This is a genomic window from Streptomyces sp. NPDC107528 (assembly GCF_055639295.1).
Window position 1 is genome coordinate 32,694 of the sequence record NZ_JBVKAV010000013.1, and the last position, 21,284, is coordinate 53,977.

At 72.5% G+C, this 21,284-nt stretch carries 13 protein-coding genes; 9 read left to right on the forward strand and 4 right to left on the reverse strand.

Annotated elements, in window-relative coordinates:
- Complete coding sequence (locus ACZ7L5_RS35430; protein ID WP_471522166.1) at positions 1-636, reverse strand: GNAT family N-acetyltransferase; 636 nt, start codon at positions 634-636, stop codon at positions 1-3.
- 163 nt (positions 637-799) lie between these two features.
- On the opposite strand from ACZ7L5_RS35430, the gene ACZ7L5_RS35435 reads away from it, so the two are divergent.
- Positions 800-1,018: an EF-hand domain-containing protein gene (locus ACZ7L5_RS35435; protein WP_328879202.1), complete on the forward strand. Its 219-nt coding sequence runs from the start codon at positions 800-802 to the stop codon at positions 1,016-1,018.
- Positions 1,019-1,090: 72 nt separating this feature from the next.
- On the opposite strand, the gene ACZ7L5_RS35440 is transcribed toward ACZ7L5_RS35435, so the two are convergent.
- The 3 genes from ACZ7L5_RS35440 to ACZ7L5_RS35450 are packed head-to-tail and all read right to left on the reverse strand — an operon-like array spanning position 1,091 to position 5,110.
- Complete coding sequence (locus ACZ7L5_RS35440) at positions 1,091-1,648, reverse strand: glycoside hydrolase family 25 protein (protein ID WP_471522168.1); 558 nt, start codon at positions 1,646-1,648, stop codon at positions 1,091-1,093.
- Between the two features lie 16 nt (positions 1,649-1,664).
- Positions 1,665-2,930, reverse strand: a complete 1,266-nt coding sequence (locus tag ACZ7L5_RS35445; RefSeq protein WP_471522170.1) for an McrC family protein — start codon at positions 2,928-2,930, stop codon at positions 1,665-1,667.
- Entirely contained in the window at positions 2,927-5,110 is a 2,184-nt protein-coding gene (locus ACZ7L5_RS35450) for an McrB family protein (RefSeq protein WP_471522172.1), read from the reverse strand. Before ACZ7L5_RS35450 ends, ACZ7L5_RS35445 begins: the two co-directional genes overlap by 4 nt.
- 434 nt (positions 5,111-5,544) lie before the next feature.
- Here ACZ7L5_RS35450 and ACZ7L5_RS35455 point away from each other — a divergent pair, with 434 nt between their 5' ends.
- The 8 genes from ACZ7L5_RS35455 (at position 5,545) to ACZ7L5_RS35490 (ending at position 21,230) form a co-directional block, all read left to right on the forward strand.
- Positions 5,545-6,267, forward strand: a complete 723-nt coding sequence (locus tag ACZ7L5_RS35455) for a Crp/Fnr family transcriptional regulator (RefSeq protein ID WP_328879199.1) — start codon at positions 5,545-5,547, stop codon at positions 6,265-6,267.
- Between the two features lie 243 nt (positions 6,268-6,510).
- Positions 6,511-7,425, forward strand: a complete 915-nt coding sequence (locus tag ACZ7L5_RS35460; RefSeq protein ID WP_471522174.1) for a nucleotidyl cyclase domain-containing protein — start codon at positions 6,511-6,513, stop codon at positions 7,423-7,425.
- A 5-nt stretch (positions 7,426-7,430) separates the two neighbouring features.
- Entirely contained in the window at positions 7,431-10,190 is a 2,760-nt protein-coding gene (locus tag ACZ7L5_RS35465; protein WP_471522176.1) for a hypothetical protein, read from the forward strand.
- The gene (locus ACZ7L5_RS35470; protein ID WP_471522178.1) at positions 10,183-11,823 is read left to right on the forward strand and encodes a hypothetical protein; all 1,641 of its coding nucleotides are present in this window, start codon (positions 10,183-10,185) and stop codon (positions 11,821-11,823) included. Before ACZ7L5_RS35465 ends, ACZ7L5_RS35470 begins: the two co-directional genes overlap by 8 nt.
- Positions 11,820-12,371, forward strand: a complete 552-nt coding sequence (locus ACZ7L5_RS35475) for a Pycsar system effector family protein (RefSeq protein WP_328879195.1) — start codon at positions 11,820-11,822, stop codon at positions 12,369-12,371. The genes ACZ7L5_RS35470 and ACZ7L5_RS35475 overlap by 4 nt, the downstream gene beginning before the upstream one ends.
- Before the next feature lie 124 nt (positions 12,372-12,495).
- A complete protein-coding gene (locus ACZ7L5_RS35480; RefSeq protein ID WP_471522180.1) occupies positions 12,496-14,778 on the forward strand; it encodes a VWA domain-containing protein in 2,283 nt (760 codons plus the stop codon).
- A 69-nt stretch (positions 14,779-14,847) separates the two neighbouring features.
- On the forward strand, positions 14,848-18,465 hold the full coding sequence (locus tag ACZ7L5_RS35485) for a tubulin-like doman-containing protein (protein WP_471522182.1): 3,618 nt from the start codon (positions 14,848-14,850) through the stop codon (positions 18,463-18,465).
- Positions 18,462-21,230: a hypothetical protein gene (locus ACZ7L5_RS35490; protein ID WP_471522184.1), complete on the forward strand. Its 2,769-nt coding sequence runs from the start codon at positions 18,462-18,464 to the stop codon at positions 21,228-21,230. The genes ACZ7L5_RS35485 and ACZ7L5_RS35490 overlap by 4 nt, the downstream gene beginning before the upstream one ends.
- Positions 21,231-21,284: the final 54 nt, after the last annotated feature.

A 21,284-nucleotide genomic window follows, 5' to 3' on the forward strand; every position in this document is an offset into this window, starting at 1 on the left:
CTACCAGGCGTGCAGCAACAGCTCCGCGCCGACCGGCCGGTAGCCGGCCGCCTGGAACGCCCGCACACTGCGGGCGTTCCCCGGCGCGACCTGCGCCCACAGCGGCTCCGTGACGACATGCCGGGCCGCGCCCACCAGCAGCCGCCCCAGCCCCCGGTGCCGTACGTCCTCGTCCACCTCGACCGAGACCTCCAGGCGGCCCGCGACCCCGCGCCCCGTCACCAGCACGCCGCCCTCCACCGCCCACGCGCGTACGTCGTCCCGTCGGGGTCGGGCGTAGACGATCCGGGGGTGCTCGGCGTCCTCGATCTCCTTCAGCTTGAGCGGCGGCTCACCGGGCAGCGGGGAGCCGACCAGGACCGCGTCGATGGTCTCCGCCGCACGCCCCGTCCGCTCCATGAGTGCCGCCAGGAAGCGCGGGTTCATCGGCGCGGCCAGCGCGTCGCAGCCGACGTCGCGCAGCGCGGCGTACACCCAGTCCGGATCCTCGTCCGTGAACACGACGGAGTGCGCCGTGAAGGCCAGGACGCCCGCGTTCCGGGCCGAGGGCTGGGGCACGACCGTCGTACGGCCGTCCTCGGCTGGGAAGACACCCCGTGCCGCCGCCTCCAGAAGCTCCTGCAAGGTCTCCGCCACGGCCGCCCCGTCCTGCCCCTTGACCTGCCCGCATCGGCGCACGCATGGAGTTCGCCTGGTGGTCGCCGCGCTGGAGGCGCCGGCGGGCGGTTAATCTGACCTGCGGCAGCATGCCAGCACAACACGACAGACGCGAGCAAAACGCGAGTGAAGGGGCGGACCGGTGGCGCACATCGACATCGAGGAAGCACGCAAGCAGTTCGAGCGCATCGATGCGGACGGGGACGGCACCATCACCGCCGCCGAGTTCAAGTCCGCCCTCGCTCAGGGCGGCGACTGGAACGTGACCGAGGCGGTCGCCGAGGCGATCATCAAGAGCCGCGACCTCAACGGCGACAAGCTGCTGTCGTTCGACGAGTTCTGGTCCCACCTGAACAAGTGACGTGAGGAAGGGGTGCCGTCCGCCTGCACGGCGGATGGCACCCCTTCGTCGTGTCCGGCGCCGGAACGGCCGTCAGGCGTTCTCGGCCCACTCGCGCAGAGCCGCCTTGCTCGCGAAGTTCGCCACGTTCTTGTCCAGCGGGTTGTCCGTGTACTGGTGGAAGCGCCACTTCGCCTGGATGCGGGGCTTGCCCGCGCTCACGTAGTCGGCGATCCAGAGGCCGTCGCCGGCGTAGGACGTGGTGTCCATATTGAGCCAGTAATTGCGGTTACAGTACAAGACGACCGGATTGTTCGGCCGCTTCTCCTTCACCTTCCGGATGAACAGGTCCTTCTCCGCATTGCTCGCATGCGTCCCCTCGCTCGTCGTCTCCCAGTCGACGGCGAGGATGTCGCCCGCCTTCTCGGGGGCCTTGCTGACGAAGTAGTCGGCCTGGGCGGAGAGGTTGCCGGGCCAGAGGAAGTGATAGAAGCCGACGACCAGGCCGGCGTCGCGGGCGCGTTTGGTCTGGGCGGTGAGTTTGGGGTTGATGTAGGAGCGGCCCTCTGTCGCTTTGATGAAGACGAAGGAGAGGCCGTCCGTGTCGTAGGACGAGGACTGGTATGCGCTTACATCGATGCCGCGGAGCATGGGGGGGGAGGCTCCTTCAAGTGTCAGTGTCAGTGGGGGGATGGGAGTTGGAATTGGTGTATGCCCCTCCTTCGTGGGGGCAGAACATCGCTATGCGTGCCGCCAGCGCCGTGACCGTGCCGAGGAGGTCCGCGGGGGGTTGGGCCAGGTCCACAGTGTGGGTCGTGACCGTGATCCCGGCTCGGCGGATGGTGTGGTGGGTGGGGGCACTCGGAGAGCCTTGGGATGCGGCCGCGTACACCAGGTGGCCCTGGTGGAGGCCGAGTGCCGTGCAGTAGGCGAGCAGTTGGAACATGTGCTCGGTGCGGGGCGTGGCGTCGAGGTGGGCGTACTTCGCGTCCACGACCGAGACCGGGTGGCCGGAGCGGTACAGCACCAGGTCCGGCCGGAAGCGCACCTGCCCGGCCTCGTCGAGGCGGTGGTGGCCCTCCTGGGCGGCGCATCGGATGCCCCGGGGGGACAGGGCCGCGCGCAGTGTGTCCTCCAGGAAGCGCTCGAAGACCTTCGGCAGGTCGAGGAGGAAGCCCTCCATCGACACGGTCGCCTCGCCGTCCGGGCGTACGGAACGTGCCGACAGCAGCAGCTCCGCCAGGCGCAGTGCGTGTCGGTAGCGGGAGTTGAGGCGGGTCGGGGTCCAGCGCGGCAGGGGTGCGCCGGGGGGCAGTGGCTGGACGCCGCTGAGGTGGTCGGCGAGGTGGCGCAGGGTGAGGGTGGTGCGGACGGGGATGCCCGGGAGTCGGGCGGCGAGGTGCAGGGCGGCGAGCAGGATGCGGTTCTCGGCGATGTCCGGGGTGTGGTCGTCGTAGCGGACCGCGACGGGGAGCGGCATGCCCACGCGGCGCAGTTGGTCGGCGGTGCGGATCCGGCCGCGCAGCAGGGGCAGTTCCTCCTCGACCGTGCGGTAGCCGTGCAGCACTCCGGCGTCCAGGGTGCGGCGTGCGGTGCGGGCGAGCAGTTCCGCCAGGGCCGGCAGCAGGTCGTTCGAGGCGGCGGCCGTGACGTCGTCCGGGTGCCAGGGGTCGGTGGGGGAGTAGGTGAGCAGGAACAGCAGGTCGTGGACGGCCAGTTTGGGGGGCAGGTGGAGCCGGATCGCCTCGCCGGCCGGGGTGCGCAGCCGGACGAGGCCGACCTTCTGGTTGCCGGTCAGCCGCCATCGGCCGCCCGCCGCCGGGGTCAGCCGTAGCAGCGCCGGCACCCGGAGGAGACCGGCGACCTGGTCGGCGGTCAGGTCCCGGACGGTGCCGGGGCCGGTCTCCCGGACCTCCAGGCTCAGGTGGGTCACGAGTCGAGCGCCGTGCGCAGGGAGTCGAGGCCGTACTCCTTCGCCACGTCGACTCCCGTGCCGTACAGCTGGTCCTCCAGCAGGGGCAGGATCTGGGTGCGCCAGACGAGGTCCAGCACCTCGGGCCGCTCCACGCCCCGTCTCATCAGGTACGACGGTCCGATGGCACGGTCGGCGTCGCCCAGTCGCGCGTTGAGTTCGTCCAGCAGCCGGGCGGGGGTGCGGGAGAGGCCGCGGTCGCGCAGCCAGCGGTCCAGGAGGCCGTGGACCGGGGGCTGTTCGGGGGAGAGCCGGCGGAAGGCGAAGCGGCGTCGCATGGCCGCGTCGACGAGCGCGATCGAGCGGTCGGCGGTGTTCATCGTGCCGATCAGGAAGAGGTTGCCCGGCAGGTGGAACGGGTCGTGCGGGCTGTACTGGGTGGTGACCGGCTCCTCGCGGTACTCCAGCAGGAAGTACAGCTCGCCGAAGACCTTGGCCAGGTTGGCCCGGTTGATCTCGTCGATGATCAGGATGTACGGGTTCGCCGGGTCCTTGCCGGCACGCTCGGCGAGCAGCCTGAACGGCCCCGGCAGGACGTCGAACACCACCGAGCCGTCCTCGCCCCGCACCGGCCGGAACCCCTCGAAGAAGTCCTCGTAGGTGTAGGAGGGGTGGAACTGCACGAGTTCCACCCGGTCGGGGCCGGCCAGGTGCCGGGCGAGGGCGCGGGCGAGGTAGGTCTTGCCGGTGCCGGGCGGGCCGTGCAGGACGAGCTGGCCCTGATCGTGGAGCTGTTCGGCCGTCTCCCGCAGCCAGTCGAGCGGCATCAGCAGCCGCGTCGCGAGTTCCTCGGTGACGGGGGGCAGTTCGAGCGGCTTGGTGACGTCGACGTCGACGAGCTCCTCGGCCACGACGTCCTCCAGACCCGCGCGTTCCGCCAGCTCGGCGGCCACGCTGCTGATGTCGTACACCGTCGGCGGCAGCGGGAGGCGCGCCTGCACCGTCCCGGGCAGCTCCGCGCGGTTGAGGGGCCGCCCGGCCGTCGCCCAACTCACGCTTCGGCGGCGGGCGTTGTCGAGGCCGTCCGAGGGGTCGTACGTCGCCGGGCCCTGGACCGTGCCGACGTGGACCTCGTCTGGGGTGACGGTGACCACGAGGTCGCCGGGCTGCATGACGGTGAGGAAGACGTGCAGCTGGTACGCGGCCTGGCCGCGCATCTGGGTGCTGGCCTCCGGCATGGCGTCGGCGACCGCCCGCTGGACCTCCTGCTTGGTGGAGTCGGAGGGGATCTCGGGTACCTCGCGCCAGGAGACCGAGCAGTAGCCCTGCTCGATCCAGGCCGGGATGAAGTTGCGTCCGTCGACGTTGTAGCCGCGCACCAGCCAGCCGCGCTGCTCGTGCTCGACCGTGCCTGCGCGCCATCGGCGTACCCACGGCTCGTCGTAGAAGTCGACGTGTTCGCCGGTCTGTTCCTCCAGTGTCCTGCGCAGTTCCAGCAGGTCGCGGTCGTCGTCGCCGGAGGGCTGCGGGAGTTCGTCAGCGAAGGCCTTGACGATCTCCTGCTTGTGGTAGGCGCTGGCGATCGGCTGGAAGGCTGCCGGGAAGAGCGTGTACAGCAGGACGTGGATCTGGGCGCGGCCCTTCTTGTGTCCCACCGACCGCTGCACGTCGAGGCACTCGTCCCGCAGGGCCCATGGGTCCTTCAGCAGTGCCTCCCGCTCCGGCAGGGGCCTCGCGGCGATCCGCTCCACCAGCAGGACCAGGATCTGGAACTGCGCCCACCGGTAGTTCAGAAAGCCCTGTCCGCCGTGCAGGAAGCCCGTCAGAGAGGTCCCCAGATCGACGTCGATCGTCGTCGCATCCAGGTCGGCCCAGGACAGGACCTCGTCGAGGATCTGGAGCTTCTTCCTGATTCCGATCTGCTCGGGCACCAGCGGGGCCATGTTCACGAACAGCAGCTCGGCCGCGAGGGCGATCGTCGCGGCGGGCGCGCCGTCGAGCTGGCGCCGCAGCTTGACGAGGAAGGTGTCCGACGACGAGTCCGGCTGGTCCACGAAGCGGGCCCGCAAGTCGGAGGCGGTCGCCGCGGTCCACGACTCCAGGTCCGGCGCGATGGCCGACCGCCCGCTCAGCAGCCCGCCCCGGAAGATCTGTTGTACCGCCGCCACAACCCCGGCGGCGTTCTCCGGCCGTCCCGCCATGCCGCTCACCCCCTCGTGCTCGAAGTGCCCAGCCTAGAAGGGCTTTTGGGTGGGCGTCCCGGGATTGGTCGACTCACTGTCCGCTCACATTGCCCCCACGTCGCCACCAAAGCATCCACGCCACAAACCCGAGTTTGCGCCATCTCATCCCCGGTAGGCCGATTATCGGCCTCCAGGGCTCGCGGTCGTTCGTGCGCCGGGTTTGACCTCAAGGTCGTCCTCAAAGGCGCAGACAGGGGGCGCACGCTCTGTGATGTGCGCCCCCCTGAGCGGGATGCGACGGGGATGTCGAGGACAGGGTGATCTACCTGGCATTCCTCAAGTACCGGTCAGTACCCCCGGTGTGGCGCAATCCACTCGACCCGGAACATCGCTCTGCCAGCATCTACACCCATCGAAAATCCAGGCGTCCGGAATGCGGCGGGGGACCGGCCATGGGACTGCTCGGCAATGAGCTGGCATTCGCTTCTGCACTGACTGCTCAGGAGCGCGAGAGCGTCATGGCCCTCGGCAGCCGGAAGCGTTTCCAGGCCGACGCCCACCTCCTCACGGAGGGCGACCGGTCCAGTCATGTCGTGATCATCATGCGGGGGTGGGTGACGGTGTCCGTGGTGACGGACCGTGGGGCCACTCGGCTGATACTCGGCCTGCGCGGCCCGGGTGAACTCCTCGGGGAGATGGCCGCGTTGGACCCCCATCCCCGCAGCGCCACCGTGCGCGCGCTGGGCCCCATAGAGGCCCAGGTCATATCCGGGGATGCGTTTCGTCGTTTTCTCGCCCTGCATCCCAGGGTCAGCGGCCTGGTGATACGTCAGCTCACCTTCCGCCTCCGCAGCGCCGACCAGGAGCGGTCCGCGCTCGCCTCGCTCACTGTGCTCCAGCGCCTGGCCAGCCGGCTCATCGAACTCTCGGGAGCCGAACCCGCCGGCCCGTACACCCCCTCCGGAGCGGGTCCTTCGAGTGACCCGTCCGCCTCCGGCCCCGTCGTGCACCTCGCCCAGGACGAGCTGGCCGCCACGATTGGCGCCACCCGGGAAGCCGTCGCCAAGGCCCTGCGCCTTCTGCGCACGCAGCACATCGTCCGCACCGGCAACCGCATGGTGGAGATCCTCGACCCCGCACTGCTGGCCCTTCTCGCGGACGGTCATCAGGAGTAAACCCGCGCCCCGCCGTGTGTAAACGGCTACAGACGCCACTCCTCCCCGGCCCGACGCTGAAGGGACGGAGCGTTTCTCCGGCAGGACGGACCACGCCTTCGCCGGGACGAACCACTTCCCCGGCGGGACGAACGACCTCTTGGCCGGGACGAAGGACCTCTCCTCGGCACGACGAACCACCTCCCTTCGGCACCACGAAGCACTTCTTCGGCAGGACGAACCACTCTTCGGCAAGGACGGGACATGCAGGGGGCACGGGTGAACCACGACGCTCTGGACATCACCGAAGCGCACTACGAGTTGGTGATCAGCGTCGACGCCAGGCGTTCCGGCGCCTACGACGACGTCGACAAGGTGCGGATGCGCGAGCGCATCTACCGCGTGCTGGAGACGGCGTTCACCCACGCCAAGGTGGCGCGGGACGCCGTACACCTGGAGGACCGCGGCGACGGGGTGCTGCTGTCGGTGCCGGGGCGGATCGCGGCGAGCCGGCTGCTCGGCCTGTGGCTGATCGAGGTGCACGAGAAGCTGCGGGACGAGAACCGTGGCCTGGCCGTGCCCCTCGGGCTGCGCATCGGCATGCATGTCGGTCCCGTACGGCACGACGGCCGGGGCATCAGCGGACGCGCCGTCGACCTGGCCTGCAGGCTGGCCGACTCCTCCGTCGCCCGCGGGCTGCTCGACGCCGAGAAGGCCGACCTGGTGCTGGTGACGTCCCAGTCCCTGTACGACGACGTGGTCGGCGCCGGCGGCAAGTTCATCGAGCCCGCCCACTACTCGCCGGCCCGGCTGGAGCTGAAGGAGGGCGAGGTCACCGCCTGGTTCCATCTGCCCGGGCGGACCGCTCCGGTGATCCCGGAGCCCGACCCTGCACCGCCTTCGCCTTCGCCTTCGCCTTCGCCGTCACCGTCGTCGTCCGCTGCCGCCGGCGGCCCCCTGAACGCCGTCAACGGTGACGAGTTCGGCGACGCCGAGGAGTTCGGCGACAACGACGAGTTCGAGGTCGTGGGCGACGCGATGTCCGGTCATCGGCCCGGTGGCGTCGGCATTCATTACAACGTCATCGGCGACATGTCTCATCACCACGACAACGAGTACCAGGGCAACGTGCACATCGGCCGGAACACCGGCCGCGACGCCGAGCCGGGGAGGGGCTGAGCCGAGTGAGCGACGACGAGCAGGCGGGCGGCGCGGCCGACGACGCCCCCGAGAAGCCGGCCGGTGGCCGGTCGTCCGACGCCGACGACAAGAAGGCCGACGACAAGAGGTCCGGCGACCGGAAGGCCGGGGACAGGAAAGCCGGCGACGACAAGAAGCAGGCCAAGGACGGCAAGAAGCAGACCAGGGACGACAAGTCCCGGGACGACGAGGGCGAGGACGACGACGAGAAGTCCGCCGAGGACGAGGCGGAGGACGAGGAGGACGAGCGGGAGAAGGAACGGGAGCGCGCCGCCGGGCGGTTCAAGGCGTACACCCGCGATCCCCTCGCCGAGGACCAGGGCGAGGACGGGCCCACCGACCTCGCCGCCGCCGCCCGCACCCGCCGGGCCACCCGGCTGCTGTTCGACGTCGGCCGGGACCTGCACCGCTTCGACCGCTCGTACTTCAACAACGCCCACATCGGCGACATCAACCTGCGGCTCGGCGCCCGCCGGTTCGGCGCGGGAATGCGCAGCGGACCCGTGCCCGAGGACGAACTGCGCAGGCTCCGCCGGGCCCACGTCGAACCCGCGGGGTACGTCCGGCTGCGTAACGCGCTCCGCGCCCGGCGGCTGCTGGTGCTCGGTGCCGCGCCCGGTACCGGACGCACCAGTACGGCGCTCTCGCTCCTCGACGAGGTCACCACCTCGGCGGCGAACGGCACCGGCACCGGCCCGGACGCGGAGCCCCCGGCCGGCTCCCGGGTGCTCAGGGTCGATCCGGACGGCGGGGTACGGCAGTTGGCCGCTTCGCTGGACGAGTCGCGGGGCGGTGAGGGCGAGGAGGCGCGGGCAGGTGTCGGGTATCTGCTGGAGCTGTCCCTCACCCGGCCCGGAGCGCTGCCTCCGGACGAGATGGACCTCGACGAGCTCGCCGCCGCCCTGGCCCGCTGCGAGGCCTTCGCGGTGATCGTTGTGACGGTCGGGTCGGCGGCGAATCCGCTGCTCGCCGGGCGGTACGGCATGATCTGCCCGCCCGCGCCGACCGAGGAACTCCTCGCCACCCGGCTGCGGGAGCGGCTGGAGGAGCACGCCGCCGGAGCCGGGGAGGACGACACCGCGCCCGCCGACCTGCTGGCCCGCGCCGAGCGGGTCGCGGGCCGGGAGGAGGTCAAGGACGCCGTCGGGCTGAAGGACCTGCGGCCCGCCGAGGCCGAGGTGTTCGCATCGCTGCTGGCCGGGCACGTGCTGGGGGACGTCTCCCGCGATGCGCTGCTGGACGGGTGCCGGAGCCTGGCCGCCGTACAAGCCCAGGAGTGGTTCGCCGGAGTGGACCGGGCGCTGACTGTCCGGCCGGCCGAGGCGGAGCGCGGGGACCGGAACCCGGGACGGTCGGGTACGGCGACGCTGTTCCACCCGGTGGCGTTCCGGATCGCGCTCGCCGTACTCGGCGGGGCCTCGCACAGTGCCGTTGCCGCCGCCGCGCACCTGCTGACCTGGGAACTGTCCGTGCAGTCCGACCCGGACAGTACGCCGGCCCGCCCGCTGTTCTGCGACGACCCGGAAGCCGACCGGGCGCTCTCGCGTGCCGAACTCACCGAAGGCAAGGTCGAGGTGGACGGGCACGAGGTGCCGGCCCGGCTGATCTGGTACCGGGGATCCGCCCTGCCGTCCGCGGTGCTCACCGAGCTGTGGGACAGGCACTTCCCGGTCCGGGCGCCGGTGGTGCGCTGGCTGCGGCAGCTGGCGGACGACCCGCGCGACCAGGTGTGGATGCGCGCCGCGGTCGCCGCCGGGGAGCTGTGCGTACGGGACTTCGACCACGGCTACACGGAACTGATCCGCCCCCTCGCCGAGGCGACGACGAACCGCCGGCTGATCTTCGCGGCCACCACGCTGGACCAGGCGGCCGGCCACGCCTCGCACCGCAAGGCCGTGCACCGGCTGATCGGCGACTGGAGCAAGAAGGGCACCCCGTCGCAGCGCTGGAGTGCGGCCTGGGCGCTGGGGTACGGCAACGCCGCGGCCACCATGGACGACACCCTGGACGCCCTGGCCCGCATCGGGGTCCGTGACGACGGGGAACTGGTCACGGTCGCCTCCCACAACGTCGTCCGGCTGCTGGTGCTGCCGGACGCCGCCGAGGTGCTGGCGCGGATGGCCGAGTGGACCCACCACAAGCGCGAGCCGTACCAGGACCTGGGGCTCGCGGCGACCGTCCGGCTGGCGCTGACGACGGTGGACGAGTTGCTGATGGACCCCGACTCCCTGGGGGACGACAGCGATTCCCCCTGGGCGGACCGCGGGGACTGGCCGGTCGCGCTCGCCCTCGCCGCCATCCGGCCCGAACTCGTCGAGCCGATGGCCGACTTGATGTGGACCGCGCTGAACACGGCGCGGTCGAAGGACGTGGCGATGGACGCGCTGGAGGAACTGCTGCGCTCGGCCGTGCGCAAGGACGGCACCGAGTGGACCCGGCCCGGGCTGGCGGAGCTGCTGCCCGCGCTGGCGACCGAGGAGCACGACCGGCGGCGGCTGGACTGGCTGCTGCGCCGAATGATGAGCGACCACGAGAAGCCGCTCCCCGACGCGGACGCACGCGACCTGTGGTGGCTCGCCGTCGCGCCGGATGAGCGGACGAGGCAGGACGGGCCGCGCCAGGACCGGCGGCGTCAGGAGTGGCCGGGTCCGCACCGGCCGCATCCCGGCAGGCCGCATCCCGACAGGCCGCGTCAGGAGTGGCCGCGCCGGGAGAGGACCCGCGAGGAGGAGAGGCATGGCTGAGAACGAGGACGAGGCGCTCGACGGGGACGAGGCGGTCGGCGCCGACCCCGCGGGACCCGCGGGTCCGTTCCTACGGGACTTCAACACGCTGACGGACGGGTTCCCCAAGGTGAGCCCCCGGTCGGCGCTGGTGCAGTTCTACCGGAACGGCGGCTACACGGTGAAGAGGGCCTCCGGGGTCCAGCACGTCGACAGGCCGGTGCTGGCCAGGACGCACAGCATGTGCGAGATCGCGCTCGGCACCTATGTGACGCCGCTCCAGATGGAGCTCCCGGCCGCCGGCGGCACCACCTTCTTCAAGGCCGAGGTGGACATCCAGTGGGCCGTGACCGACCCGCACCTGGCCGCCCTGGAGGTCGTCACCGACGTCGCCAACCGGCTCACCTCCCCGGTGCTGGAACGGCTGCGTGAGGTCACCACCACCTACCGGGTGACCGAGGCCGAGCAGGCCAACCGCGCCATCACACGCGAGTGCGCGGGGGGCCGCTGGGCCGACCTGGGTTCCGAACTCGGTCTGCGGGTACGGCTGTACGTCCGGCTGCGGGTGGACGACCGGACCATCGAGCACGCCGACGAGGAACGGGACGCGCACGCCCAGGCCAGGGTGATCCGGCTGCGGCAGGAGTCGTACCGGCGCATGTTGCAGGGCGGGGAGCTGGAACAGCTCAGCTTCATGCTCGCGGCCGACCCCGAGGGGGCCAAGGACTTCCTGGAGAAGATCCGCCAGGAGGGCAGGCAGGACGAGAAGGACCGGGTCGCCCGGCTGTTCACCATGGCCCAGCGGGGCGAACTCGCCACCGTGGACGTGGAGACGCAGGTCCTGAACCTCCTCAACCAGGGCGACGGACGGCCCATGGTGGGTCCCATCGGGACGGTGCCCGCTCGTCGGCCCCGCGAGCTGGAGGCGTCCTCCGGCCGCCCGTTCAACCCGGACTGGGCCTCGGACGAGCCGCCCAGACGGCGCCCTCAGCGGGCAGAGCCCTCCCGGGGCGAGCCCGACCGGCGGTCCGACGGACGGGGCGCCGACCGGCGGGGGCCGGACAGGCGAGGACCCGACCGGACGGAGCCGTACCGGGGAGGGGACGCCCACTACGACGCGGGTTACGACGCCGACTACGACGCCGAGTACGACCCACGGGGCACCCGGACCCGGCGCGCGAGCCACCGGCCGGACCCCTACTCGGCGGACGACCGCGTGCACGACGACGGGCGTGCCCCGGACCAGCGCAGGGCTCACCGGCCCGACCCCTATCCGGCGGACGACCACGACCACGACGACCGGCGCGTCCCCGCCCGACGTCCGACCTACCGGGCCGAGCCCTACTCCCCGGGCGACGACGCCGATTACGACGAGCCGCGCGTCCCCGCCCGGCAGCGGACCTACCGGCCCGAGCCGTACCCGGGGGCGGACCCCCAGGACGACGACCCGCGCTCCCGCACGCCCCGGCAGACCTACCGGCCGGAGCCCTACTACCCGCAGGACGAACCCGAATACGACGACCCGCGTACCCGGGCCGACCGGCGTCAGACCCACCGGCCCGAGCTCTACCCGGTGGACGACGACCGGGAGCCGCCGCGCCGACGCCGACGTGGCGAGGACGACGGCTGGTCCTGGGCGGAAGAGGACCGATGAGCGCCGACGGGGCGGCACGCACCTCCCCCGACCCGGTCGTGCCCGTGCCGGACGGGGGTCGGCACCACCACGACCGGGCGGGGGAGCGCATCGCGGAACGGCTGCTGAACTCCGTCCGGGAGGACCTCGGCAGGGCCGACTCCAAGGCGGCCGTGCTGCTCTCGGGGACGCTCGCGCTGCCCGCGTTCCTGGTCGGCTGGCACGGCACCCCGAGGTGGGACGGGTTCGCCGACGTGACGCTGATCCTCTCCGGGGTGCTCTGGGCCGTCGCGGTGTCCGCGCTGGTCGGGGCGCTGATGCCGCGCACCGGCACGGTCCGCGGCCGGGACGAGGTGACGTACTTCGGCGATCTGGTGGCCGCCCGCGACCTTGCGGAGCTGTCCGACCGGGTCGCCGAGGCCGGGCGAGATCCGGCCGCGTGGCTGCTCGTCCAGGCCGTGGACGCCAGCTCGATCCTCACCGCCAAGTACCGCGCCATCCGCTGGGGAGTGGGCTCGCTGGCCCCCTCCGCGGCACTGGCCGTGGTCTGGGGGCTGACCGCGCGCTGACGCGCGACGGCCGGCACAACGCAAGCACCCCAAGCAACCTACGCACGCAGAGCAGAGACTCTCCGAGAATCAGGGGACGGCCGTGGAAAGAGTCACGGGAAGACGGCAATCACGAAGGGGCCGGGTGCGCCGCGCCGCGGTCTCGGTGCTGGGCGGCACCGCGGTGTTCGCGTCCCTGCTGGCACCGGCAGGTCAGGATCCGGTGCCCGCGACGGACTCCGAACCGGCGTTCCCCGCGGTCAACTACGCGGTGGCCGTGGACGAGTCGGCCAGCCTCGCGCCCGAGGACATGAAGGCCGAGAAGGCCGCCGCCGCGCGCATCGCGCTGGGCGACGTGTCCTCGTCCTCGCATGTCACGGTCTTCGGCTTCGCCGCCGCCGAGAACGACGACCAGCGCGCGGTCGACCCGGTCTGCCCGCGTACCACGCTGGACGCGGCGGGCCGCGAAATGGTCGGCAAGTGCGTCGACAAGCTGCGCAGCCGCAAGGAGAGCGAGGGAACCGGCACCGACCTCCCGAGCGCCATCCGGCAGGGCGTGCACGATCTGACCGACGGCTCCGACACCTCGGAGCCCCGGGTGCTGTTCCTGCTGACCGACGGGAAGATGGACGTCGCGGACAGCCCCAAGTACGGCGATCCCGCGCACCGCCGGGCCGAGGGCGAACGGCAGTTGAAGCAGGCGCTGAAGGACGCCGCCGCGCAGAACGTCCAGATCTGGCCGCTGGGCTTCGGCCCCGACCCGGACAAGGGGCAACTCGACCAGATCGCCGCCGGCGGCTACCAGAAGGGCTGTGTCGAACTGCCCTCCGCCACCCCGAAGGCCCACAAGGTCAACGGGGCCAAGGATGTCGGCCCCACGCTGGAGCGCATCTTCGCCGCCGCACATTGCCTGCGCCACGAGGAAGGCCCCAGCAAGCGGCCCCCGGCCACCCTGGAGATCGGCATCTCCCCGCTGGCGACCGTGGGCAGCATCGTCGTCGACAAGGGCGACCCCGAGGTCAGGATCAGCTACATCGACCCCAGCGGCGACAAGGTCCCCACCTCGGGGACGTACAAGAAGTCCCGCTTCGAGCTGGCCGGCGGCACCGGACCCGTCGAGGCGCTGAAGATCGTCGACCCGCTGCCCGGCACGTGGAAGGTGAAGGCCGAGGCACCGGAGGGACATCGCTCGCTGCCCGTCGCCGTCAGCGTGCTGTGGCAGGGCGAGCTGCGCGGCGCCATCACCATGGACCCGCCCTCGCCGCAGGCCGGCGAGAAGGTCACCGTGACCATGCGGCTGCAGACGCGTGAGGGCTACGAGATCAAGGACCCGCGCGACTACGAAGGGCTGCGCGTGCGCAGCGAGTTGACCGGGGACGGCTTCTCCCCGCTGGCACTCGACCTCGCCGACGGCGGCAAGGGCACCGACCCGAAGGCGAGCGACGGCTCCTTCACCGGCACCGTGACGATCCCGAAGGACGCCGACGGCGCGCTGAAGGTGAGCGCCACCCTGACGGCCTCCGGGCTCAGCGCCGACACCCGGAGCGAGGGCGGCACGGTCGCGCCCGGCGAGCTGCCAGTCACCGCCGCCCTCGAACTGCCCGCCGCCGACACCCACCCCGGCGCCACCGTCACCGGTACCCTCGCCGTCCACAACACCACCGACACCCCGCACACCCTGCGGCTGTCCGTGGCCGACCTCCGGTCCGGGCTGCTCACCGTCAAGCCCGCCGAGATCACGCTGAAGCCCGGCGAGTCCGGCACCCGCGAGGTGCAGGTCGAGGTCGCCCCCGCGGACGTCTTCGGCGACCGCCTCGGCGACGACGGGCTGAAGCTCGCCGGCACCGTCACCGCCGTCGACACCACCGACGGCGACCGCACCCTCGTACGGGCACCGCTGTCGGTGCGGGTCGTGCCGGAGCCGGGGATCTGGGAGAAGTACTGGTGGGCGTTCGTGTCGGCCGCCGTCCTGATCGCCCTCGCCGCCGCGGCCCTCGTCGCCTGGTGGCAGCTGCGCAACCGGCGCAAGGACCCCTACGGCCTGATGCTGCAACTGGTGTCGGAGGACGGCCGGGTCCTCAACGAGCACCCGGCGGGGCACGGCAACAGCAAGCACTGGTACGAGTTCGCCGTCGTCGAGGCCCATCGCAGCCCACGCATCGAGCGGCGCCCGCACGGCCAGTACGCCGTGCAGCGCAGCCGTGAGGGCGGAGCGGTGCTGCGCACGAAGGGCGCCGGCCGTACCGCGCTGGGCACCGGCGGCCAGGTCCAGCTGACCGAGACGCTCAGCCTTGCCCTGGGCGAGGACACCCGGCCGGGGCGCGGCAATCGCCGCAGGCCGCCCGCCGCGGGGGCCACCGTCGGCGCCGGCTCCTCGACCGGCCCCGGCGACAGCGGCAACGACAGCCCCTTCACCTCGTACCTGTGACCCGCACATCCACGGACGTACCCAGCACGAACCTGCGGCCGCGTCGGCCGTAGAGCGGGGAGGAAACCCATGAAGATCTTCCAGCCGATGCTCTTCGTCGGCCTGGGCGGCACCGGGGGACTGGTCGGTGCCGAACTGGAACGCAGACTGCGCGCCGAACTGTGCGGCCCCGACGGCATGGCGCTGAGCCGGCAGAGCGGCCACGCCCCCTTCCAACTGCCCGACTGCCTCCAGTTCGTGTACGCGGACTACAGCGAAGCCGACCTCCACCGGCTGCCGCAGTTCAATGTGGACCCGTCCCTGCGGGCGGCGTACGCCCGGACCTCCCGGGCCACCCACAACCTGCTGCCGAACTTCGACGCCTCACCCGAAGTCACCAAGATGCTCCGGGCCGTTCTGCGCGACGAGGTCGCCGACTGGCTGCCGCCGCGCATCGACGAACCGAAGGTCACCCCGCTGCACGCCGGCGCCGGCCAGCTGCCCACCGTCGGCCGCGCCGCCCTGTTCGCCACCCTGAGGCACAGCCTCGCCCCCGTCCTGGAGCCGCTGCTGCAGGCGATCGACTCGATGGCCAGGGCGGCGGGCGAGCTGAGCGAGCTCGGCGGCGGCAAGGTCAACGGGTGCGACGTCTTCGTCGCCTTCTCGGTGGCCGGCGGCACCGGCGCCGGGATCTTCCTGGACTATCTGCACCTGATCAACCACGCCTTCCAGATGCGCCGCTTCGACGGCGTGAAGATCTACCCGCTGGTCGTCATGCCGTCGTCGTTCTCCGCCGCCACCGGAGGCGGAAGGGAGGCCGAGCTCAACGCGGCCCGGGCGCTGGTCGACCTGTTCCGGCTGGTCGACACGCAGAACGCGCCGTCGGAGGGCGCGGAGATCGGCGATCTCGACCACGAGGTCGGCCTCGGCATCCGCTATCCCGGCATGATGCCGATCCGGCTGCGCACCGGCATCCTGCCCACGGCGTTCCTGTTCAGCCCGACCGCCGGCATCCGCGCCGACGACCTGCGCCGCTCCATCGTCTCCCTGGTGATGTCGCTGATCGGCACCGAACTGGGCGACGGCCGTGTCCAGGGCCGCAAGCAGGCCTCCGACGACGACTTCACGACCTTCGCCGCGAGCTTCATCAACCGGGGCGTGCAGCGCAGCGCCGTCTCCCCGACCGGCATCGGCCGGCAGGGCGTCTCCACCAGCCTGGTGGCGTCCATGACCGCGCCGATGGACCAGCTCGCCGACCTGGTGGCCGGGCGGCTGCTGCGCCTCGCGGTCACCGATCTCGTGGCCCGGCCGCGCGCCGCGCTGCGGGACAGTGCGGTGCCGATGATCCGGGAGCTGTTCGCCGACTCCCACCTCGAAGAGCTCTGGGAGCGCAGGCAGTTGCCGGTGCCCGAGCCCGATCCGCTGCCGCGCGGCGGCAAGAACATCGAGCAGGCGCTGGGCGAGCGCGTCGCGGACATGCAGCGACTGCTGTCCGACCTGCGGGCCGAGGCCGAGCGCGCGGCCACCGCCATGGCCGACCGGTTCGCGCCACGCCCCGCCATCGACAAACTGCTCCAGAGCGTGGACCCCTTCCTCGCCGAACGCGTCGTCAGAGGCGTCCCCGACAGCGACGAGCCGATCGCCCGGCTCGGCTTCCTCGGCATGCTGGACAACCGCGCCCGCACCCCGCAGCGCCCGCCGGGCGTGAAGGAGCAGCCGCCCAAGATCCCCCGGATCAAGGGCCAGTTGGGCGGCCTGGCACCGGCCCGCTGGGGCGACGACGACGTCCAGGCGGCCATCCAGGAGCAGGACGCCTGGTACCAGTGGCGCTGCCGCACGGTGTGGCACGAGGCCTGGCGGGAGCAGCAACAGCACTGGCAGCCCCACGCGGACGCGGCCGGCGCCGACATCGTGCGCCTGGTGAACGCCTTCCGCACGCACAGCGACCAGGAGCGCAAGACCGCCGAGCAGAAGGGCCGCGAACTGTACGAGGACCGCACCGGGATCTCGTATCTGCTGCCGCCGCAGCGCACCCTGAACCACTTCTACGAGGACGTCGTCACCCGGCTCATCCGCCGCGAGGGGCTGCGGGAGAACGACGACGAGGCCGCGCTGCTGCTCAAGCTGGTCGACGGCGACACCTGGCGCCAGGTCCACACGCTCAGCCGGCGTGACCCGGAGGGCGCGGTGGCGCGGGTCAAGGGACAGCTGGAGGCCCGGATCACCCGGCTGTTCGCCGAGAGCGGCGCGCACCTGGAGGAACGGCCGCTGCTGCCGTCGATGGGCATGTTGCTGGCCGCCGCGGCGGGCGACGCGGACGCCACCGAGCAGGTCAGCAAAGAGGCACTCGACCTCTTCGGCCGCAAGCTCGCCGGGCTGCTGCCGGTCGGGTTCACCCCGGAGGGCACCGGACTGCTGCGGGTGCTGGTGACCCATCCGCGGGTGCAGGCCGTGGAGGAGGTGCAGGAGTACCTCGGCAAGACGCTGCGGCTGCCCACGGACGCGAAGAACTCCGTGGAGTACCGGGGCGTGGAGAGCGACTCCGTCACCGTGGTCCTCTTCCGCAGCGAGATGAGCCTCACCCAGGTGCCCGAGGCCCGCAAGGTGCTGCGCCAGTGGGCCCGCGCGAAGGACTCCGAGCAGGCCCAGGACGTCCTGCGGTGGCGGCAGCGGCTCGGCTTCCGTGACAGCTGGATGGTGAGCAGCGAGGAGGACCGGCGCGTCATCATGCACCGGCTGCTGTGCTGCATGTGGAACGGCCAGGTCGACGTGGTCGACGGCGATCCCGCGTCGCCGGAGCGGGTGCGGCTGCGGCTGTTCCCCGAGAAGGGCGCCCATGTCCCGGGCGTGCGGCTGCGCCTTGGGGACTACCCCGGCGGGGTGTCCAGCTGGGCCGAGCTGCTGCGTGCGTACGAACGCTGGACGGTTCTCGACGACGAACGGACCGTCGAGGACTACTGCCGTGAGCTGATGGGGGCCCAGCCCTCCGGCCTCGCCCGGACCGGCAGCGAACCGCACCCCCTCTTCACCGACCTCGTCGAGAAGATCGCCCCGCGCCAGCTGGAGCTGCTCGCGGACCGCCGCGAACAGGGCGGCGAGCGCGTCGAGGGCTGGGTGCGGCCGCTGTGGGAGTTCTGGGCGGAGACCCTCCCGGCCGCCCTGGACACCGAGTTCGGCGACCAGCGCGCCGTCCAGCCGACCCTGCGCACCCTGCTGGAACACGTCCGAGGCGGCACCCCGATCCGCCCCCGCACCCCGGACGGCCTCACGGAACCCCGCCGCCGCCCCCAGGACGACGACTTCGGCACCGCCCCGGTCGACTCCTTCGACTCCCGGGACACCTACCGACGCGACGACGGCGACCGGGACGGGAACGCCGACGAGCGGGACTCGCGGAGCGGGGGACGGTACGGCGACCACGACGGGCCGTACGGCGGCGAGCGCCGGCGTGAAGAGCCGGACGAGGACCAGGACTTCTGGGGTGAGCCTCGCGACAGTCGTCGCGGCGCGCGCGGTGACTTCGACGAGACCGGCGAGGACGACCGCAGGGACGACGGGGATCGCGACGGACCGGGTGCTCGGCGGCGGGAGCGTGGTGCGGAGTACGGCACCCGGACCTCTGCCCGGGACCGGGACGACGTGCCTCCACCGCCATGGGACGACGACGCCGCCCGGCGCGGCGGCTCCTGGGACGGTGACGTGCTGTGAGCGTGTCGCAGGACTTCGGTGCCGTCATCCATCTCGACCTGCGGGCCGGGGCGGCAGCGCTGCACAACCCGTCGGCGCTGCGGGCCAGGGTCGCCCAGGAGTTGGGCCGGGCCGGGCTGCCCGAACCCGACGATCCGCTGTTCCTGGTGGTCGACACCCCGGCCGGGCTGACCGATCACCGGCCGCAGTACGAACTCATCACCGGCTACCGGGCCGTGGGCGAGGTCAGGCTCCTGGTGCTGCTGGTCGGCAGCGCGCCGGGCTCGTTCGCGGGCGAGGAAGGCGGCTTCCAGCCCGACCGCCGGCTGCTGCGCCCCTCGGTGCTGAGGGCGCCGGGCAGCGCGCTGCTGTGGGCCGGCGATCTGCGCTCCGCCCGCACCGCGCTGGAGCAGCCCGCACCCGACGACCCGGACGCGCTGGCGGCCCTCGTCGACGTGCTGTCGGTCCCGGACGTCTACCTCAGCGTGCTGCACGGCATCCAGTCGCTGCCCGAGGCCGTCGCCGCGCCCGGCGTAAGGCTGCTGGAGCAGGACTTGCCGCCGGAGGTGCGCGACCGGGCCTGGCGCGACGCGCTCACCCGGTTCGCCGGCGAGGACACCGAACTCGCCCCGGACGTCCTGCTGACCGCCTCCTCCGGCGCCGATCTGCCGGAGCCGCTGCGCCGTCTGGTGGTGGGCCGGGGCGGCCAGGACCTGGGACACCGGGAGCCCGGCGGAGTGGCGGACGACGCCCACCGCGCCTGCGCGGACGCCCTCGACCACGCCGAGGACGCGCTGGCCGGGCTGCGGACCCTGCCCGGGCTGCTGCGCGCGTCGCGCCGTGAGGCGTTCGAGGCGGACGTCGACCAGGCACGTCAGGCGCTGGACAACTACCGGGATCTCGTCGCCACGGCCCTGCGCAGCGGCGGCGGCACGGCAGCGTCCGCCGCCGAGTCGGCGACCCGGCTCGCGGCCCTCGGACTGCGGGTGCCGTCGGCCGAGGGCATGGGCGAGCGGATCGGCGAGGGGCTGAGGGAGTTCGCCGGGAAGCTGCTCGGTCAGGGGCTCGCTCTGCGGTCGGTGGCCCAGCGTTTCACCGGCCTCGCCGGGCGCGCCGAGCCACTGCCGGGGACGGCGTTGCTGCCGAGGCTCGCCCCGTACTCCGCCGAGGCGGTGGCCCGGCAGACGGGGACGGCGGACGCCGCGGCAGCCGGCCTTCCGGTGGCGGGGCCGTTGGCGGCGGCCTGCGCGGGCCTGCTCGGTGCGCTGTGGTCGGGGCCGTTCCTCGCCCTGGCGGTCGTCGTGCCGCTGCTGTTCGTCGGCATGGCGATGCTCGGGACGGCCCGGCTGCGCGGTGCGGGACGCCCCGGCCGCTGGGCCGTCGCCCCCAGGGTCGCGGCGGTCGGCGGCACGGCGGTCGGCGCCGGGGTGTCATACGCCACCGAACCCCCGGTCTGGCTCGGCACGATCGGGCTGCTGCTCGGCTTCGGCGTCGCGCTGGAGACGGTACGCCGGCTGTGGCGGGCAGCCGCCGCGGACTGGGCGCCGGGCCACACAACTGCCGTACTGCGCCGGGCCCTTGACGGGCTCGACGCCCTGCTCGCCGAGGCGGTCCGGGAACACTGGGCCGTCGAGGAGCGCCTGTACTGCGCCGACGCCGCCCGTTCCGTCGCCGGCATGCTGCGGGCGACGGCTGCGGCGGCGGAGGCCGAGGCGGTGCCCGAGCCTGCGCGGGTCGCGGCGGCCGGGGTGCCCGGCGGATTCGACGTAGCCGGCGCCCGCACGCCTGCCGAGGACGACTGGCTCGCCGACGACCTGGACCTCGGCCCGGACGACTCCGGTGCCGGGTCCGACGACGGTGACAGCGACTGGGCGAGCGTGTACGCCTGGGACGACGGTCCGTCGTGGGAGGAGCCCGCACAGGAGAAGGGCCACGAGACGGGTCCGGAGCAGACTTATGCCGCCCCGTCGCGGGACCGCGCCAGGGGGGTTCCGCGCTGGCTGGACCGGGAGAGCGGTGAGGGCGGTCCCGACCTGGTCGCCACCTTGTCGGCCGATCTGACCGACGCCGCCCTGGAGGCGATGAAGTCCTATTGGGGTGCCGTCGAACGCGGCCAGGCCGGCACCCTCGCCGTCCGGCGCACCGAGGAACGGGTCCGCGCACTGCTGTCGACGGCCCGTCATCACCTCCAGCACAACGGTGTCCTGGCCCCGCCCCCGTTCGCCGCCCCCCGCCGCCTCCGCGCCACCTCGGCCGGCCTCCTCGGCACCGACCCGCACCGACCGGCCGACCTGGTCGGCGCCGAGGCCGACAGGCAGGCCGTCGTACAGCTGTCCTCACCCGAGCAGGGCGCACTGCTCAGCCGTGATCCGGCGGCCGCGGTGTGGCTCAGGTTCGCCCCCAGGGCCGTACGCGACGAAGTCGAGAAGGCCTGGCGGTCCAGCGGCTCGGTCCACCCGGACGAGGTCCTGTGGACGTCGTCGGGACGCTACGCCGGCCTGGTACGGCTCACCCCGCTCCGGATCGGCGTGGTGCACACCGTCCGCCCCCGGCACGGCGCCGAGCCCGACGGGACCGACGCGGACGCGGCACTGGACATGGACGACGCGCTGGACACGTACGGCACGACGAACACGTACGGCACGACGAACCCGTACGACCGTGCCGAGCCGGTGAACCGCCACGCGCGCACCAACTCCCATGACCGGACGGCGGAGTCGTACGACTGGCTCGACACGGACGGCCGGCCGGACGCCGGCGACCGAGGGGACGGCGACCCCTGGTGATCCGTCTCCCGCACCCCGCCCGGGTGCACCCGCACACCCCGGTGCTCAGGTACG